The sequence below is a fragment of the Jatrophihabitans sp. genome (genome assembly GCF_051960575.1).
Taxonomy (GTDB): domain Bacteria; phylum Actinomycetota; class Actinomycetes; order Mycobacteriales; family Jatrophihabitantaceae; genus JBQCEE01.
On record NZ_JBQCEE010000087.1, the window covers coordinates 1 to 17785 of the forward strand.

The 17785-nt window shown below is 73.7% G+C and carries 15 protein-coding genes and 2 pseudogenes; 8 read left to right on the plus strand and 9 right to left on the minus strand.

The window, feature by feature from the left end:
* Positions 1–99: 99 nt before the first annotated feature.
* The 5 genes and pseudogenes from ACTHMS_RS04515 to ACTHMS_RS04535 form a co-directional block, all read right to left on the minus strand.
* Entirely contained in the window at positions 100–1911 is a 1812-nt protein-coding gene (locus tag ACTHMS_RS04515) for a TIGR03767 family metallophosphoesterase (protein WP_440305477.1), read from the minus strand.
* A 64-nt stretch (positions 1912–1975) separates the two neighbouring features.
* Positions 1976–2416: pseudogene (gene arfB, locus ACTHMS_RS04520) on the minus strand (alternative ribosome rescue aminoacyl-tRNA hydrolase ArfB); the annotation flags it as partial.
* A gap of 24 nt (positions 2417–2440) precedes the next feature.
* A complete protein-coding gene (locus ACTHMS_RS04525; protein ID WP_440305478.1) occupies positions 2441–3943 on the minus strand; it encodes an aminopeptidase P family protein in 1503 nt (500 codons plus the stop codon).
* Between the two features lie 159 nt (positions 3944–4102).
* Entirely contained in the window at positions 4103–5278 is a 1176-nt protein-coding gene (locus ACTHMS_RS04530) for a saccharopine dehydrogenase family protein (protein WP_440305479.1), read from the minus strand.
* A gap of 167 nt (positions 5279–5445) precedes the next feature.
* Positions 5446–6063, minus strand: a complete 618-nt coding sequence (locus tag ACTHMS_RS04535; RefSeq protein ID WP_440305480.1) for a hypothetical protein — start codon at positions 6061–6063, stop codon at positions 5446–5448.
* Positions 6064–6166: 103 nt separating this feature from the next.
* Here ACTHMS_RS04535 and ACTHMS_RS04540 point away from each other — a divergent pair, with 103 nt between their 5' ends.
* Positions 6167–6505 carry a GlsB/YeaQ/YmgE family stress response membrane protein gene (locus ACTHMS_RS04540; RefSeq protein ID WP_440305481.1) on the plus strand — a complete coding sequence of 113 codons (339 nt, stop codon included), beginning with the start codon at positions 6167–6169 and terminating at the stop codon, positions 6503–6505.
* Positions 6506–6533: 28 nt separating this feature from the next.
* On the opposite strand, the gene trhA is transcribed toward ACTHMS_RS04540, so the two are convergent.
* Positions 6534–7190, minus strand: a complete 657-nt coding sequence (gene trhA / locus ACTHMS_RS04545) for a PAQR family membrane homeostasis protein TrhA (protein WP_440305491.1) — start codon at positions 7188–7190, stop codon at positions 6534–6536.
* Between the two features lie 229 nt (positions 7191–7419).
* Between trhA and ACTHMS_RS04550 the strand changes: the two genes are divergently transcribed.
* The 4 genes from ACTHMS_RS04550 (at position 7420) to ACTHMS_RS04565 (ending at position 11144) form a co-directional block, all read left to right on the plus strand.
* Positions 7420–8187 (plus strand): isoprenyl transferase, encoded by a 768-nt coding sequence (locus ACTHMS_RS04550; RefSeq protein WP_440305482.1) that lies wholly within the window; start codon positions 7420–7422, stop codon positions 8185–8187.
* Positions 8187–8990: a sulfurtransferase gene (locus tag ACTHMS_RS04555; RefSeq protein WP_440305483.1), complete on the plus strand. Its 804-nt coding sequence runs from the start codon at positions 8187–8189 to the stop codon at positions 8988–8990. Before ACTHMS_RS04550 ends, ACTHMS_RS04555 begins: the two co-directional genes overlap by 1 nt.
* Positions 8991–9214: 224 nt before the next feature.
* Positions 9215–10540 (plus strand): PhoH family protein, encoded by a 1326-nt coding sequence (locus ACTHMS_RS04560; protein WP_440305484.1) that lies wholly within the window; start codon positions 9215–9217, stop codon positions 10538–10540.
* A 112-nt stretch (positions 10541–10652) separates the two neighbouring features.
* Entirely contained in the window at positions 10653–11144 is a 492-nt protein-coding gene (locus tag ACTHMS_RS04565) for a GNAT family N-acetyltransferase (RefSeq protein WP_440305485.1), read from the plus strand.
* A gap of 32 nt (positions 11145–11176) precedes the next feature.
* Here the strand turns inward: ACTHMS_RS04565 and ACTHMS_RS04570 are convergent.
* The 3 genes and pseudogenes from ACTHMS_RS04570 to ACTHMS_RS04580 all read right to left on the minus strand — a co-directional run bounded on the left by ACTHMS_RS04570 (position 11177) and on the right by ACTHMS_RS04580 (position 13250).
* Positions 11177–12047: pseudogene (locus ACTHMS_RS04570) on the minus strand (GNAT family N-acetyltransferase).
* A gap of 119 nt (positions 12048–12166) precedes the next feature.
* A complete protein-coding gene (locus tag ACTHMS_RS04575; protein ID WP_440305486.1) occupies positions 12167–12661 on the minus strand; it encodes a 2'-5' RNA ligase family protein in 495 nt (164 codons plus the stop codon).
* Positions 12662–12746: 85 nt separating this feature from the next.
* Complete coding sequence (locus tag ACTHMS_RS04580; RefSeq protein ID WP_440305487.1) at positions 12747–13250, minus strand: hypothetical protein; 504 nt, start codon at positions 13248–13250, stop codon at positions 12747–12749.
* A 208-nt stretch (positions 13251–13458) separates the two neighbouring features.
* Here ACTHMS_RS04580 and ACTHMS_RS04585 point away from each other — a divergent pair, with 208 nt between their 5' ends.
* Genes ACTHMS_RS04585 through ACTHMS_RS04595 form a run of 3 tightly spaced genes read left to right on the plus strand, consistent with a single transcriptional unit; the run spans position 13459 to position 17496 of the window.
* Positions 13459–15507 (plus strand): molybdopterin oxidoreductase family protein, encoded by a 2049-nt coding sequence (locus ACTHMS_RS04585; RefSeq protein ID WP_440305488.1) that lies wholly within the window; start codon positions 13459–13461, stop codon positions 15505–15507.
* Positions 15504–16976, plus strand: coding sequence for an FAD-dependent oxidoreductase (locus ACTHMS_RS04590; protein WP_440305489.1), 1473 nt, complete (start codon positions 15504–15506; stop codon positions 16974–16976). Before ACTHMS_RS04585 ends, ACTHMS_RS04590 begins: the two co-directional genes overlap by 4 nt.
* A gap of 10 nt (positions 16977–16986) precedes the next feature.
* The gene (locus tag ACTHMS_RS04595; RefSeq protein ID WP_440305490.1) at positions 16987–17496 is read left to right on the plus strand and encodes a nuclear transport factor 2 family protein; all 510 of its coding nucleotides are present in this window, start codon (positions 16987–16989) and stop codon (positions 17494–17496) included.
* Positions 17497–17785: the final 289 nt, after the last annotated feature.

Consider the following 17785-nt stretch of genomic DNA (forward strand, 5'->3'; position numbering starts at 1 on the left):
ATCATCGCCCGGGCAGGGGCCGCTCGTCCCCGCAGACCCGCACACCCTCCCCGGTGCGGCGAGGAGCGCCGTGACCGCCGCGGGGGACGAGCGACCGGCTCAGAAGGGCTTGCGCACCAGCAGCTCGACGTTGCGGTCGGTCGCCGCGCCGCGCTTGCCGTCCTCGCTCGCCGTGGGCACCTCGTTCTGCCAGTCGTTCGCGCCGAGCTCGCGCGACAGCGCCGCCAGCTCGAGCGGCGTCGTCGGGTTGCTCGGCCCCGCGGTCGGGGCGGCGTGGTCGAGCAAAGTGCCGAAGATAGACAGCGTCGCGTCGCCGTTGTCGACGATCTCGAGCACGCGCGACTGCTGCGGCCAGTCGATGTGGGCGGCCGTGTTGACCTCCCAGAACCCGCCGCCGACGGCGGCCGACGCCGGCCGGGCGTAGGGGACGACCGTGTTGCGGTGGGTGTGCCCGTTGACCCACAGCACCACGTTCGGGAAGCGCAGCAGCAGCGCCGCCACGTCGGTGCCCTGCTTCGTGCCGACGCCGAGCGGGTTGGTCATCGTTTCGACGGTGTGGTGGCTGAAGATCACGATGAGCTGGTCGGCGCCGCCGCCGGCCACCCAGTTGCCGCTGGTGTCGAGGTAGCGCGAGCTGTGTGCGACGAGCTCGCCCTGCAGCCAGCTGAACTGGTCGGACGTCAGCGAGCCCTCGTCGTAGCCGAGGCGGTTGCACGTGTCGAGCGAGACGAAGTGCACGCCGCCCTTGTCGAACGAGTAGTACGCGGTGTCGTTGTCGAGGTTGCTCTGGGTGTAGCCGTGGCCGACCGGCGTGGTCGTCGTCCTGAAGTACTCGGCGACCATCTCGCGGTGCAGCAGCTGCCGCCGGTTCGGGTCGGCGGTGACGAGCTTCGCGGGGCCCAGGGTGAGCAGCGTGGTCAGCGCGGCGACGTCGCCGTTCGCGGCGGCGGCGGCGAGGGCCTGGGGGTCGAGACCGAGCGGGAAGTCGGTGACCTTGAGCGCGCCGAGCGCGATCGCGTTCAGCACCCCGACGGACGGGAAGTTGCCCTGGATCAGCCCGTCGTGGTTGCCGAAGGTCACGAACCAGGGCATCGCGAGGCCGGTGGCCTGGAACGGCGCACGGCACCGGTCGAGCAGGCCCGGCACGGTCGGGAAGCCGTACTTGGTGTGCGGGTCGTCCGGCGACCCGAGCGTCGGCGTGCCGTCCGGGTGCCAGTAGTAGGTGCTGCGGTCGTCCTTGCCGCCGACGCCCTCCCACTTCGCGTAGTTCCCCGAGTCGGGACGCACCGGCTGGTGCCCGTCCAGCAGGTCGATGTGCCAGCGCACCTCGTTGTACTGCGTGTTGTCGGCGTTGTCGCCCGTGCTGATGAGGAAGTCGAGGGGGCGCGCGGTGACCGGCGCGCCGCCGGCGAACCGGTTCATCGACTGCACCATCGCCTCGGCGACGTGCAGCGACAACATCTCCTGCGGCCGGTACGCGGCGTCGAGCGGACTGCCGATGCGGTCGGTGAACTCGACCCGGCACGGCGACTGCGAGTCGCCGAGGTGCATGTCGGTGAACTGGCCGAAGGCGACGATCGGGGTGCGCGACCCGCCGCTGCGGGTGGCGCCGCCGAGCAGGTCGCCGCGCACGATGCTCGGCTCGCCCGGGCCGGTGGTGATGCGGCGGTAGCCGCCGGTGCCCGGCGTGCCACGGACGAGCGTCGTCGCGAGGGTGCTGCCCGCTGGTGCGAGCGGCAGCGCCTGGGCGATCGGATGGTCGACCGCGGCGGCGTCGGCGGCGGGCAGGAACGGCGCCGCGGCGGCGGCACCGGCGGCGGCGACGCCGAGGCCGAGCACCGCCCGCCGGCTCAGGCCGGGCCGCTCGGTCGGCTCGTCGGTGGGCAGGACACGGGAGGAGTCGTTGCTCACGTCGGTGTCCAACGACGTTCGTCCCGCATCGACACGCCACGTGCACGATTAAGTCGGACGTGTCGGGGCGGCGGCGGCCGGCCTTCACGTCACCGCGGCGACGCTTGGCGTCGAGGCGGCGCTCGCGGCTGCCGCGCGTGGGGCGGGTGGCCCGGCGCGGCGGCGGCGGGGGAGCGAGCGCCTCGAGCAGCAGCACGACCAGCCGGGCCCGGGCGGCCTGCCGGTTCTGCAGTTGCGACCGCTGCTCGGACGCGACGATGACGACGACGCCGTCGACGAGCCGCCCGGCCAGGTGCCGCAGCACGCGGGCCCGCTGGGCGTCGTCGAGCACGGCCGACGCGGCGGCGTCCCACCGCAGCTCGACCCGGCTGTCGGTCGTGTTCACCGACTGCCCGCCCGGCCCGGACGCGCGGCTGAACCGCTCGGTCAGCTCGGCGGCCGGGACGACCAGCCCGCCAGGTAGCCAACGGCGCGGCGGGACGAGGAGGTCGCCGTCGGTCACCACGGCGGGGTCGGGATCAGCACGGCGTCACGGCCGCGCCGGCGTGCGCTGCACCTCGCGCAGCCAGCCGACGATCTCGTCGGGGTCGCGCGGCAGCATGCCCGAGAGGTTCACCGGGTCGCCGTCGGTGACGACGATGTCGTCCTCGATGCGCACCCCGATGCCCTTGAGCTCGTCGGGCACGGTGCGGTCGTTCACCTGGAAGTACAGCCCGGGCTCGACCGTGAGCACGTGGCCGGCGGCGAGCGTCCCCTTGCGGTAGTGCTCCTCGCGCGCGGCGGCGCAGTCGTGGACGGCGATGCCGAGCATGTGCGACGGGCCGGGCCGCGGGGAGCGGCGGGGCAGGCCGGCGCCGGGGCGGTCCTCGTCCTCGGAGCACGAGACGTCGGCGGTCACCGGCAGGACGCCCCACGAGTGCAGGTGCTCGGCGAGCACGTACATCGCCGCCCGGTGCGCGGCCAGGAAGTCGTTGCCCGCCCGCACCTCGCCGATGCCGGCGGTCTGCGCCTCGAACACGGCCCGGTAGACCTTGAGCTGGGTGGGCGTCCACTCGCCGCTGACCGGCATGGTGCGGGTGACGTCGGCGGTGTACAGCGCGTCGGTCTCGACGCCCATGTCGGCCAGCAGCAGGGTGCCCGGTGCGACGGCGCCGTGGTTGCGCCACCAGTGCAGCGTCGTGGCGTGCGCTCCGCTGCCGACGATGGACGAGTAGCCGACGTCGTTGCCCTCGAGCCGGGCGCGCCGCTGGAAGGTGCCCTCGAGCCAGCGCTCGCCGCGCAGGTCGGGGCGTCCGACGACGAGCGGCAGCTCGCGGGCGACGTCGGCGAAGCCGCGCGCGGTGATCTCGCAGGCCAGGCGCAGCTTGCCGAGCTCCCACTCGTCCGTCACCAGCCGCAGCTCGTCGACCAGGCGGGTGAGGCGGGTGCGGTCGGCGTGAGGCAGCAGCGCGTCGATCTCGGCGTCGAGGCCGGCGAGCAGGTCGGCGGGTGCGTCGCGATACGGCGCGTGGTCGCCGGCCAGCGCGCTGCGCGGCCGGGTGCGCACGCCGAGCGTCGCCTCGGTGTCGTGCAGGCCCGGCACGTTGCCGACCCAGACGGCGCCGTGGGCACGGTCGGTGAAGTACCGCACCTCACCGGGCTGGGCGTACTCGGGCACGTAGAGCACGGCCTCGTGCCCGCTGCCCTCCGGACGCAGCACGAGCACCGTGTCGGCCTCGGTCTCGCCGGTCAGCCAGGTGAAGGCACTCGCCGCGCGGAACGCGTAGTCGGTGTCGTTGGCGCGGGTGCGCAGACCGCCCGCGGGGACGACGACCAGCCGCCCCGCGGTGAGCGCCGAGAGGGCGGCGCGGCGCTTGCCCGCGTAGGCGGCGACGTCCGGGTCGCCCGGGTGCGGCATCGCCGGCGCGGGCTCCCAGTCGGCCTTGAAGGCCTCGCGCAGGTGGGCGGGCAGCGGGATGTCATGGGACGACGAGGTGCCGGTGTCGCTCGTGGCGGCGGCGGTCTCGGGGGTCTCGAGCGGTTCGTCGGACATGGGTCGAGTCTAGGGACGCGGGTGCGGCCCGGAACCCCGCGCACGGCGCGGCGGGCCGGGTCGTGCGTGGCGCCCCTGCGGGGCCCGGCGCGGCGTGTCCGCCCGCAGCGTCGCCACACACACGGCGGCGCCGCGCGGCGGGCCAGGGCGGGGCGGGGCTCAGCCCAGGACGTCGAACGCGATGCCGGCCTTCTGCAGCCGGTCGAGCAGCGCGTCGCCCATGGCCTGCGCGGTGGTGACCTGGCCCGCGGTCTGCGGCAGGTCGTCGTGGGCGAGGCAGAGGGCCGACTCGGCGAGCATCTTGGCCGTCTCGTCGTAGCCCGGGTCGCCGCCCGACACCCTCGTGACGACCCGCTCGCCGCCACCCTCGCCGAGGAACGTCACGCTGAACCAGCTCCGCGCCCGGCGCTCGGCCGACGGCCCCTGACCGGCCGGCTGTAAGCGCATCAGCGCCTTCCGGGCGGGCGGGATCTGCGCGAGCCCGGCGAGGGTGCCGACACCGGCGGCCACGCCCGCTGCGGTCGCGAGCCGGCCGATGGCCGCGTAGTGCGAGTAGGTGAAGTCGGGCCCGTAGCGCGGCACCGCCCGGGCCGAGCGCACGATGATCTGCGGGTCGAGCGACGGGAACGGCAGCGACCAGTCGCCCTCGAGCGGGTCGCGGTGCGGGCGGCCCAGCTCGGCGTGCACGCGCCGGTCACCGGGCACGGACTCGGCGGCGCGACGGGCCCGGGCGGTGACGACGTTGGCGCGGGCCCGCGAGAAGGCGGTGAGCGCGGACGCGAAGGTGCCGCCGCTGAACATGCCGGACGCCCGCACGTACCCGCGCACGGTGAGCGGGACGTCCTCGGGCAACTGCTTGACGGTGAACCAGGTGCCGAGGTCGTGGGGGATCGAGTCGAAGCCGGCCGCGTGGACGAGCCGGGCGCCGGTGCGCTCGGCCACCGCGTGCTGGCGCAGCCAGGTGGCGTCGACGAACTCGGGCTCGCCGGTGAGGTCGAGGTAGTCGGTGCCGGCCTCGGCGCACGCGGCGACCACGCCGTGACCGTGCAGCACGTACGGCCCGACCGTGGTGGCGAGCACCTTGGTGGCCTCGGCGACGCGGCGCACCGAGGCCACGTCATCGACGTCGGCCTCGAGCAGCGGCAGGTCGGCGAGGCTCGGGTTCAGCGCGGCGAGGCCGTCGCGCACAGCCGCCAGCTTGGTGCGGCTGCGCCCGGCCAGCGCCCAGCGGCAGCCCGCCGGTGCGGCGAGGGCGAGGTACTCGGCCGTCAGCCTCCCGGCGAACCCGGTGGCCCCGAAGAGCACGATGTCGTGGTCACGCGCGTCCGTCGGCATGGGCGCCACTCTAGGTCGGGAAGAAAATTTCAGAAAAAGATGTGAGGACGTGTGAGAGACCGTCATGTCCTGGGTAAAAGTGCGAAGGCTCATCCCTCCCCCCGGGTGAGCCGAAGGGCCGCCGTCGCAAGACGGCGGCCTTTCGGTTGTCCGGGGTCGGGCGGCGCTCAGCCGGTCGCGGTGCCGTCCTGACCGCCGAGGCCCGGCCCCTCCCGGCGGAGCTCGTCGACCTGCTGCATGGCCCGGCGCAGGCCGGTCAGCCACTCGTCGGTGTGCTCGCCCACCAGTCGCACGCACCAGGCAAGGGCGTCGGCACGTGAGCGGGCGACGCCGGCGTCCACGAGGGTGTCGAGCACCCGCCGCTCGTCCTGGCGCAGGCGCGTCATCACCGGCACCGCGAGATGGGTGAACAGCACCCGGGTGTCGCCGATGGACGCGCCCCAGGCGACCTTCCGGCCGTAGCGGGCCTCCGCCTCGTCCGCGATCTGCATGCGCTGTTCGCGGGTGTCGTCGCGGAACCGGCCGATCCGGCCGAGCGCCGCGGCCTCCCGCGTCGCCTCGGCGGTGCCCTCGGGCGCGGCGAGCTCGCCGAGCACCACGATCTCCTCCCGGTCGACGGTGATCGTCGCCGGGCCGGTGAACCAGCCGTCGGGCAGGCGGCCGGCGAACCATGCGGCCGCGTCGTCGGCGGGCGGGAGGTCGGCCTGCTGCCAACCCCCGGGGCGGCCGAAGCCGCGGCGTCCTCGTCCAGTCATCTGTGGTACCTCCTCGTGCGTTGCAGTCATTACATGATTACAACGAAACGGCCACACGGGCGAGGTCGTTCGCCCACGGCGGACACCCTCGCGCTGCGGAGCTCCGCACAGCCGGGGCTCGTACGGTGAGGGCATGCTCGCGCTGCTGCCCGTCGTCCTGGTGCTCGTACTCGTGGTGGCCATCGCCGGCTGGGCGCTGTGGCTCATCCTCAGCGCCGCGGTCGTCGGCGCCGTGATCGGCGCCCTGGCCCGGTTGGCCGTCCCCGGCCGTCAGGAGATCGGGATCTTCAACACCATCGTCATCGGCTGGATCGGCTCGCTCATCGGCAGCCTGCTCGGCCGGCACCTGTTCCACGTGGGCCGGTTCCTGACCTTCGCGTGCGAGATCGGCGTCGCGGCGGTGCTCGTGCTGCTGGCGAGCAGCGCGGCCGGCAACGCACTCGCGCGCCGCAACCGCTCGCTGCGCTGGTAGTCCGCCTGCGGGCGGTCCACGGAGCCCGTCAGGCGAAGACGGCCAGCCAGATCGCCACGTAGTGGCACAGGGCCGCGAGCAGGGTGCAGGCGTGGAACACCTCGTGGAAGCCGAACGTGCCCGGCCACGGGTTCGGCTTCTTGAGCGCGTAGACGACGGCGCCGATGGTGTAGATGACGCCGCCGAGCGCGATGAGGGTGAACGCCGCGACGCCCGCGTGCTGCAGCAGGTCGGGCATCACGAAGGCCGCGACCCAGCCGAGCGCGACGTAGCAGGGCGCCGAGAGCCACCGGGGGGCACCGGGCCAGGTGATCTGGAGCCCCACGCCGATGAGCGCGCCCGCCCAGACGGCGACGAGCACGGCGATGGCGGCGTCGCGCGGCAGCGTCAGCGCGGCGATCGGCGTGTACGTGCCGGCGATGAACACGAAGATCATGGAGTGGTCGAGCCGCTTCATCAGCCGGCGGCGCGGCTCGCTCCAGTTGAGCCGGTGGTACAGCGCGGACGTGCCGAACAGCAGCGTCACGGTCGCGGCGTAGATCCCGGTGCTCAGCGCCGACGAGCCGCCCTTGACCGCGGCCGAGACGGCGACGAGGGCGGTGCCGGTGATGAGCGAGACGAGCGCGGCGTAGGCATGCAGCCACCCGCGCAAGCGGGGCTTCAGGTCGGCGACGACGGTGTGGATGGCGTCGACCGCGTTGTGCGCCGCGGTGGCGGCGGCATGAGCAGCGGCGCTCACGGGCGAGGAGTCCTCGTCGGGGTGCGTCGGGGTCACCCACCGGATGCTACGGAGCGGTCGCTGTGAGTGAGCGGTCGTGACGCAACAGCACAGGTTCCGTTCACCGGCCGGTCATGATCGTCCGACGCGCCCGGCTGATGCATGGAACTCTTGTGCTGCGGGCTAGTTTCGACGTGTGACGTTGCGCGACGCCGTGTACCGCGTCTACGAGCGGCGCCTGCGCAGGCAGCTGCAGGGTGCGCCCATCCCGCGCCATGTCGCGATCATGATCGACGGCAACCGGCGCTGGGCCCGCGCCGCCGGCTTCGACGACGTCAGCCAGGGCCACGTCGTCGGCGCGCAGCACATCGGCAACCTGCTCGAGTGGTGCAGTGAGGTCGGCGTCGAGCACGTGACCATCTGGTTGCTCTCGACCGACAACCTGCGGCGTCCGGCCGAGGAGCTCGAGCCGTTGCTGCGCATCATCGCCGGGGTCGCCGACGAGCTCTCCGGGCCGGGGCTGCCCTGGCGCGTCCGGGCGGTCGGGGCGCTCGACCTGCTGCCCGCCGCGACCGCCGAGGCGCTGAAGGCGGCCGAGGAGCGCACGCGCAACCGCACGGGGCTCGAGGTCAACGTCGCGGTGGGCTACGGCGGGCGCCGCGAGATCGCCGACGCCGTGCGCTCGCTGCTGCTCGAGCACGCCGCCGCCGGCACGTCGCTCACCGAGTTGGCCGACCAGATCGAGCCGGACGCGATCGCCGAGCACCTCTACACGCGCGGCCAGCCCGACCCCGACCTGGTCATCCGCACCTCCGGTGAGCAACGGCTGTCCGGGTTCCTGCTCTGGCAGTCGGTGCACTCGGAGTTCTACTTCTGCGACGCGCTGTGGCCCGACTTCCGCAAGATCGACTTCCTGCGCGCGCTGCGTGACTACGGGCTGCGGCAGCGACGGTTCGGCGGCTGATGGAGTCCTTGGTCAGCGGTGCGTGGCTCGCCACCCACCTCGACGACGTGCGCCTCGTCGACGTCCGCTGGTACCTCGACGGACGGTCCGGGCGGGCCGCCTACGACAGCGGGCATCTGCCGGGCGCGGTGTGGCTCGACATCGACGGCGACCTGTCGGCGCCCGCCTCGACCGCCGCCGGACGCCACCCCCTGCCCACGCCCGAACACTTCGCCGCAGCCCTCGGCCGGGTCGGCATCGCCACCGGCACGCCGGTGGTCGCGTACGACGACTCCGGCGGCGGTCAGGCGTCGCGGTTGTGGTGGATGCTGCACGTGCTCGGCGAACCGGTGGCCGTGCTCGACGGCGGCCTCGCGGCGTGGCCGGGTGACCTGACCATCGACGAGCCCAGGGTGTCACCGGTCGAGCGGGCGCCCGCGCCGTGGCCGGCCGACCGGTTCGTCGACGCCGACGCGGTCGCGGCGTGGGACGGCCTGCTCGTCGATGCCCGCACCGAGGCGCGGTGGGCCGCGGGCGACCCGGCGATCGACCCGCGTCCCGGTCATGTCCCCGGCGCCGTCTCGCGCTTCTGGCAGGGAAACCTGGACGAGGCCGGCCGGTTCCGTCCCGCCGAGGAACTCCGCGCGCGCTTCGGCGAGCCGCGGTCCGCGGTCGCCTACTGCGGCAGCGGGGTGACCGCCTGCCACGACCTGCTCGCGATGCACCGGGCGGGCTTCACCGACCTGCGGCTCTACCCCGGCTCGTGGTCGCAGTGGGGCGCCGACGAGCAGCGGCCGGTCGAGACCGGCGACGCGTCCAGCTGATGTTCATCCGGCGGTAACACGCGCCACCGCGTTTCAGCACGGTCGTGAGCACTCGCGGACGTACCGTTCCTCGCAGCGGACCGGCCGACCCGGGCCGCACGGGAGGTCCCGGTTCGTGGCGACGCGAGAGAGGGGCCGGACCGGCGCCTCGAGGGGCCGTCCGACTCCAGCAGCCCGGTGCGCACACCCCTGCGTCCCTGGCCTGACCCTCGCAGGAGCCTTCCTTGACGAGTGACCCCGCCGCCCGCACGTTCGTCCTCGACACGTCGGTGCTGCTGTCCGACCCGGGTGCCCTCGGGCGCTTCGCCGAGCACGAGGTCGTGCTGCCCCTGGTCGTGATCAGCGAGCTCGAGGGCAAGCGGCACCACCCCGAGCTCGGCTGGTTCGCCCGGCAGACGCTGCGCGCACTGGACGACCTGCGGATCAAGCACGGCCGGCTCGACGCGCCGGTGCCGATCGGCGACGCGGGCGGCGTGCTGCACGTCGAGCTGAACCACAGCGACCTGTCGACGCTGCCGGCGGGCTTCCGCGTCGACAGCAACGACTCGCGCATCCTCGCCGTCGCGCTCAACCTCGCCGCCGAGGGCCGCGACGTCACACTGGTCACCAAGGACATGCCGCTGCGGGTCAAGGCCGCGTCGGTGGGGCTGCCGGCCGACGAGTACCGCATGCACCCCGTCGCCGACTCGACCGGCTGGACGGGCATGGCCGAGGTCGACGTCGCGGGCGCCACCGTCGACGCGCTCTACGACGGCACCGCGCTGTCGCTCGTCGAGGAGCCCGACTTCACCGCGGTCGCGGACCTGCCCTGCCACACCGGGCTGGTGCTGCACTCGCCGAAGGGCTCGGGCCTCGCGCGGATCACGCCGGACAAGATGGTGCGGCTCGTGCGCGGCGACCGCGAGGCCTTCGGACTGCGGGGGCGTTCGGCCGAGCAGCGCATCGCGCTCGACCTGCTGCTCGACCCCGAGGTCGGCATCGTGTCGCTCGGCGGGCGCGCGGGCACCGGCAAGTCGGCGCTCGCGCTGTGCGCCGGGCTCGAGTCGGTGCTCGAGCGCCGCGCCCACAAGCGGGTCGTCGTCTTCCGCCCGCTCTACGCCGTCGGCGGCCAGGAGCTCGGGTACCTGCCGGGGTCGGAGAACGAGAAGATGGCGCCCTGGGCGCAGGCCGTCTTCGACACCCTCGGCGCGCTCGTCTCGTCCGACGTCATGGACGAGGTGATGGACCGCGGCATGCTCGAGGTGCTGCCGCTGACGCACATCCGCGGCCGGTCGCTGCACGACTCGTTCGTCATCGTCGACGAGGCGCAGTCGCTCGAGCGCAACGTGCTGCTGACGGTGCTCTCGCGCATCGGCTCGGGCTCGCGGGTGGTGCTGACGCACGACGTCGCGCAGCGCGACAACCTGCGCGTCGGCCGGCACGACGGCGTGGCCGCGGTGATCGAGGCGCTGCGCGGGCACCCGCTGTTCGCGCACGTCACGCTGACCCGCTCGGAGCGCTCGCCGATCGCCGCGCTCGTCACCGAGATGCTCGAGGACCTGCCGCTGTAGGCGCGCCGCCACCGGCCTGCAAGCGCGGAACCCCCTGCTCCGGCTCGTTCCCACCCCGGAAATCGAGCCACAGCAGGGGGTTTCGCGTGTCGGGATCGGGCATGATCGCGCGATGCCGGAGTTCGTCGAGACCAGTGCAGCGAACGAGGACGCGCTGATCGCGTTCCTCACGGGCGAGCCGTGGCCGTTCCACGGCGTCGCCGAGCCGTCGGCCGACGACCTGCGCGCCGCGTTCGCCGCCGGACGGTGGGGCGGCGAGGACGTGCGGACCTTCTGGATCGTCGACGGTGGCGCGCGGGCCGGCGTGCTGCGGCTGTTCGACCTCGGTGACCCGACGCCGTTGTTCGACCTGCGGCTTCGTGCCGCGGCGCGCGGACGGGGGCTGGGCACCGCCGCCGTCCGGTTCGCGACCGGGTGGGTCTTCACGCACACCAGCGCCCACCGGCTCGAGGCCACGACCCGGCACGACAACCGGGCGATGCGGGCCGTGCTGGAACGCTGCGGCTTCACCCACGAGGCGACGTACCGGCAAGGGTGGCCCACGCCCGACGGCTGGGTCGACGGCGTCGGCTACGCGATCCTGCGCGACGAGTGGGCCCGCTGACGCGCGTCCGGCGCGTCGACCCGCCCGGGTCGTCACTCGGTGCGGGTGAGGTCCGGCAGTTCGGGCAGCGGTTCGAAGCCGGCGGCGCGGTAGGTCGCGATGCCGCCGGTGTTCGCGCTCGGGGTGCACACCTGGGCGCTGGACGAGCCGAGGCGTCGCAGCACCGCAGCGCAGGCCAGGGTGATCGCCGTGCCGTGGCCGTGCCCGCGATGGGCCGGGTCGACGCCGAGCGGTTCGATCAGGCCGGGCCGGCCGGTGCCCGCCGACCAGACCGTCGCCGCGGCCACGGGCCGATCGGCGGTGTCGAACGCGAGGAGGCAGCAGCCCTGGCGGTAGGCCGGGCCGGACGCCATCGCCCGCCACCGGTCGTCGGTGAACGACGAGCGTGCGAACGACGCCCGGCTGCACCGCCGTCCGCAGGTGCGCCCTTGCGGCACCGACGATCTCGATCCGGACCGACGCCGGCACCTCGACGGGCTCGTCCAGTGAGCGTTGCAGCGGCTGCCACGCCTCACTCTGCTTCCACCCGGCATCACCGAGCTCCTGACGGACGCGCGCACCTGCCGGCGTGGCGACCGCGACCGCACCGGTCGGCAGCACCGCACGCCCCGGGTCGACCAGGTCGGACGCCACGGGCCGCGCGAGCGCGTCGTCGTCCTGGCGCGCCGGCTCGACGGCGAGCCGCAGCACGGTCGCGCCGTCGAGCAGGCCGATCGCGACGATCCGTCCGTCGTCGGTCCACGTGCGCAGGGCCGCGGCCGTGGCCGGCGCGCCGAAGCGCTGGAACCAGCCGAGGTCCCCCGGGTGCAGCTGCAGCGGCGCGGCGTCGTCCTGCCACGCCGCGAGGGTGGCGACGAGGGCGCCCAGCTGCTCGACACCTGGTGTCGCGAGGTCGATCGCCATACCTTGATCACACCCGAGGCCGCCACCGGATTGCAGCCCGGCCCGACGAACCCCCTGCTGTGGCCCATTTCCGGGCTCGGAAGCGAGCCACACCAGGGGGTTCGTGCCCCCAGCGAGGATCAGGCGAAGGGGATGGTCGCCAGGTGCGTCCAGGGGCCGCCGTCGTAGCGCCAGAGCGACCAGCCCTCGGCGCGCACCGCGAACGGCTGGAAGCCGGCCTGCAACCGCGCGACCGTCGCGCGTGCCTCGGCGGGCGTCACCTTGTTCTGCACGGTGATGTGCGGACGGAAGCCCTGGCTGTCCTGGGCGGTCAGGTGCGGCGCCCACCGGCGTTGCAGCTCGCGGTGCCGCCGCACGAGTTCGTCCGAGTCGAGGACGTAGGCGGCGCCCCGCCCGAGCGACTGCACGCGGGCGACGAGCACGTCGAACGACGGCCCGGCGACCTCGGCCAGATCGGCCCGTACGTCGGGCTCGCGCTCGCCGGGCACGGCGTGGAACAGCGTCACGTGTGCCCCGACGGCGGTGCGGCCGGGCGGGAAGAGCGCCCGCCGTTCGGCGTCGAACCGGTCCTGCGCCGCGTCGTCCAGCGCGAGGGTGATCACGAGCGGCTGCACCACCTGAAGTATCCGGATGTCACGCCGTGGACATGCCGCGGTGCCGGGCGGCGGAGGCCGCCACCCGGCACCGACACGAGCAACGTCAGGGATGGATGTAGTGGCAGACGCTGGTGATGCGCTGGCCACCGGCCCGCAGTGTCGAGCACATGTAGCCGTAGTTCGTCCCGGTGATCTGGCTGAGGTAGTACGGCAGGTAGATCGAGGCGCTGCCGGTGTGCGAGCACCCGTAGTTGTGCGCGGACACGTAGGTGCGCTTCCAGTTCCAGTTCTGGTCGAAGAACTCCGCCGTCAGGTCCCAGTTGCAGACGTTCGCGGCCGACCCGAAGTTGCCGTAGACGTTGTAGATGTAGGTCCCCGTGCCGTCCACCTCGGCGCAGTACTGGCCGGACGCGAGCGACTGACCGCTCACCGTGAACGGGTTCCAGAACGCGCAGCCGCGGGCGAACGCCGACGCAGGGGAGGCGCCGACGAACGTGATGCCGACAGTTGCCAGCACGACGGCGACGGCGAGTCCGAGACGGCCGCCGAGGCGGCGGCGCCGCCGGTCGGAGCTCGCGTCCTGCTGGGTCTCGATCGTGTCGATCATGAGCGGATCCTTTCGCTGAACGGTTCGCCGGCGTCAGTCGCGGCGGTGAGCCGAACCTAGGAAGCCCCGGCCGGACCGTCGATGGGCAGCACTCCCCATCCGCCGGGCCGCGAGCGCACAGCGGCCGAGCCGCCGCGGTGATCCCGACGGAACGGTGGCGTTACGCCGGCGACGCGAGCGCACAACGCGGACTGCGCAGGCTGCGGCCATGGCCGAGACGCACTGTCCGTATTGCGCGCTGCAGTGCGGCATGACCGTCGACGCGGGCGGCACGATCGCCCCGCGTGACTTCCCGACGAACCGCGGCGGGCTCTGCCAGAAGGGGTGGACGGCGGGGGAGTTGCTGCGCTCGCCGCACCGGCTCACCGCCCCGCTCGCCCGCGATCACCGCGGTGCACCGTTGCGCGAGGTGTCGTGGGACGACGCGCTCGACCGGGTGGCTGCCGCCATCCGTACGCTGCAGCGGCGGCACGGACGGGACGCGGTCGGCGTCTTCGGCGGCGGCGGCCTGACGAACGAGAAGGCCTACCTGCTCGGCAAGTTCGCCCGCGTCGCGCTGCGGACGAAACACATCGACTACAACGGCCGGTTCTGCATGTCGTCGGCGGCAGCGGCGGGCGTCCGCGCGTTCGGGGTCGATCGTGGCCTGCCGTTCCCGCTCAAGGACCTCGCGCGGGCCGACACGATCCTGCTCGTCGGCAGCAACCCCGCCGAGACGATGCCACCGTTCGCGCGCTGGCTCGCCGAGCAGCAGGACACCGGCGGCTCGTTGATCGTCGTCGACCCACGCGCGACACCCACCGCGGCGCGCGCGACCCTGCACCTGCAGGCGACACCCGGCACCGATCTCGCCCTCGCGAACGGCCTGCTGCATCTCGTGATCGCCGGCGGGCACGTCGACGAGCAGTACGTCACCGAGCGCACGAACGGCTTCGACGCCGTGCGCCGCACGGTCGCCGCGTACTGGCCCGAACGGGTCGAGGCGATCACCGGCGTGCCGGTGGCCGACCTGCGCGCGGCCGCCGACCTGCTCGTGGACGCCCGGCGGGCGATGGTCCTCACCGCCCGCGGCGCCGAGCAGCACAGCACAGGCGTCGACACCGTCAGCGCGCTGATCAACCTCGCGCTCGCGCTCGGGCTGCCCGGGCGGGAGGGCAGCGGCTACGGCTGCCTCACCGGCCAGGGCAACGGCCAAGGCGGACGCGAGCACGGGCAGAAGGCCGACCAGCTGCCCGGCTACCGGAGGCTCGACGACCCGGCGGCGCGGGCCCACGTCGCCGCCGTCTGGGGTGTCGACCCCGACGATCTGCCCGGGCCCGGCGTGAGCGCGTCCGAACTCATCGACCGGCTCGGACGTGAGGTGCGGGCGCTCGTCGTCATGGGCAGCAACCCGATCGTGTCGGCGCCGAACGCCCGCCGTCTCGACGACGCGGTGTCAGCCCTCGACCTGCTCGTCGTCAGCGACGTCGTGCTGTCCGAGACCGCGGCGTCGGCCGACGTGGTGCTGCCGGTCACGCAGTGGGCCGAGGAGACCGGGACGCTGACCAATCTCGAAGGACGCGTGCTGCTGCGCGCCCGTGCGCTCGAGCCGCCCGAGGGCGTGCGCACGGATCTCGACGTGATCGCGGGGCTGGCCGAGCGGCTCGACGCACCCGGCAGCTGGCCGACCGAACCTGTGGTGGTCTTCGACGAACTGCGGCGCGCCAGCGCGGGCGGCCCGGCCGACTACGCGGGCATCACGCATGAACGGATCGCCGCCGAGGACGGTGTGTTCTGGCCGTGCCCGAGCGATGACCACCCCGGCACGCCGCGGATGTTCCTGGACCGCTTCGCCACCCCTGACGGCCGCGCCCGCTTCCACGCCGTCGAGCACCGCGAGGCGGCCGAGCCGCTCGATGCCGACTACCCGGTGCACCTCACGACCGGACGCCTCCTGCAGCACTACCAGAGCGGCGCGCAGACCCGCCGCATCGAGCCGCTCGCCGCAGCACAACCCGAGCCGGCCGTCGAGGTGCATCCCGACCTCGCCGATGACCTCGCGCTCGACGAGGGCCAGGTCGTGCGCGTGGTCAGCCGGCGCGGTGCTGCGGTCGCCCGGGTGCGGGTGACCGCGACGATCCGGCCGGACACGGTGTTCATGCCGTTCCACTGGGGCGGTGACGGATCGGTGAATCTGGTGACGAACGACGTGCTCGACCCGGTGTCACGCATGCCGGAGTTCAAGGTCTGTGCCGTGCGCATCGAGGCGACAGCGTGAAGCGGGTCGTCGTGGTCGGCAACGGCATGGCCGGCGCGCGGTTCGTCCAACACCTCGTCGAGCGCAACGGCGACTGCTCGATCACGGTGATCGGTGAGGAGTACGGCCCTGCCTACAACCGTGTGCTGCTCTCGAACGTGCTCGCCGGTGTCACGCGCGCCGACACGATCGACCTGCTCGACGACGCCTGGTACGCCGAGCACGGCGTGCGGCTGCTCGACGGGATCGCCGTCGACGCGATCGACCGCGCGGGCAGACGGGTGACGCTCGCCGACGGCGCGCGCGTCGACTACGACGTGCTCGTGCTCGCGACGGGCAGCACACCGGTCGTGCCGGCGATCGCCGGCATGACCTCGACCGACGACCGCGCGCTCGACGGCGTCGCGGCCTTCCGCACCCGCGCCGACTGCGCCGCCCTTGACCGATGGGCCTCGACCTCCCGCCGCGCGGTGGTCGTCGGCGCCGGCGTGCTGGGGCTCGAGGCGGCTCGGGCCCTGGCAGGCCGCGGTGTCGTGGTGTCGGTCGTGCAGCCCGGGCGCCGACTGATGGAGCGCCAGCTCGACGCAGCGGCGTCGACGATGCTGCGCCGCACGGTCGAGGCACTCGGCGTCACCGTGCGCGACGGCGTCGGCGTGACCGGCGTTCGGGGTGTCGACCGCGTCGACGCGGTCGAGCTCAGCGACGGGACGACGGTCGCGGCCGAGCTCGTCGTGCTGTGCTGCGGCGTCCGGCCACGCATCGGGCTCGCGCGGCGCGCAGGGCTCGCCGTCGGGCGCGGCGTGCTCGTCGACGACCGGCTGCGGTCGGTGACCGACCGGGCCGTGTTCGCGATGGGGGAGTGCGCCGAGGTCGACGGGACGGTGTGCGGGCTCGTCGCGCCGGTGTGGGAACAGGCCCGCGTCGCGGCGGCCACCGTTGCCGACAGCAGCGCGGCCACGAGCTATCGGCCGCCGGTCGAGGTCACCCGGCTGAAGGCGGCGGGCATCGAGCTGGCCGCCATCGGCGACTCGACCTGTGTCGAGGGCGCCGACGTGATCACCTACGCGGACAGCCGACGTGGCGTCTACCAGAAGCTGGTCGTGCGCGACGGTGCGCTCGCCGGCGCGCTGCTGCTCGGCGACACGCGTGCGGCGGGCGACCTGGTGCAACGCTTCGAACGCGCCGCGGCCGTGCCGGACGACGCGGTGGCGCTCCTGCTGCCGCGCCGGGCCGCGGCCGCACCGGTCGCGACATCGCCCACCGTGCTGCCGGCCCGCGCGACCGTCTGCCAGTGCAACGGTGTGACGAAGGCCGACATCTGTGCGGCCTGGACGGACGGTGCCCGCTCGACCGAGGAGGTCGCCCGACGGACCCGGGCGACCACCGGCTGCGGCGGCTGCCGCGAGACCGTCGAGGGGGTGGTCGAGTGGCTCGCCGGCAGTGACACCGACGGGGTAACAGCACTGGAACAGGTTCCAGTTCTGGTCTAGCCTCCCGCGCATGCCGTTCACCGCCCGCCGGCTTGAGGACGCCTTCGCGCACTACCAGGACGTCGTCGTCAGGTGCGCGGCAACGGCCGAGTGGGAGGGCTTCGTCCAGCTGTTCACGCCGGACGCCGAGTACGAGGAGCACGCGTTCGGCACCTTCCACGGCCACGACGAGATCCGCGCCTGGGTGACCCGCACGATGGGCACCTTCCCTGGCTCGGCGATGACGTCGTTCCCCGTCGCGTGGCACCTCGTCGATGTCGAACGCGGCCGCGTGGTGTGCGAGATCCGCAACCTCATGCGCGATCCGGGCGACGGCAGCGTGCACGAGACGAGCAACCTCACGATCCTCACCCTCGCCGACGACGCCGATCGATGGCGTCGCGAGGAGGACGTCTACAACCCGGCACGATTCGGCGCGATGGTGCAGCGCTGGGCCGCTCGCGCAGCTGCGCTCGGCACGCTCACCGACGACGAGCGCCGCTGGATCGCCCGCGCGATGCCGGGCGGCGTGTCGGCCTGATCGGCAGACCGGCCGCCGCATGTCGGCGATGTTTCGCCGCCCGCACATCGCGGTTGTAACACGCGGGCAATCCCGTTGACCCCGAGGTCATTGACGATCAACACGTCCGTGACGGGCGGTTCCTAGCGTCGGTCGTGTCCCTGACGCGTCGTGGATCGCGCGAAGAGCCCCGGTGGGGGGGGCCCGGGGGGGCCGGCCCCCCCCCCCGGGGGGGGGCCCGCCGGCCCCCCCCCCCACAACCCCCGGGGGGGCCGCCCCCCCCCCGTGCCCCCCCCCCACCCCCCCCCCG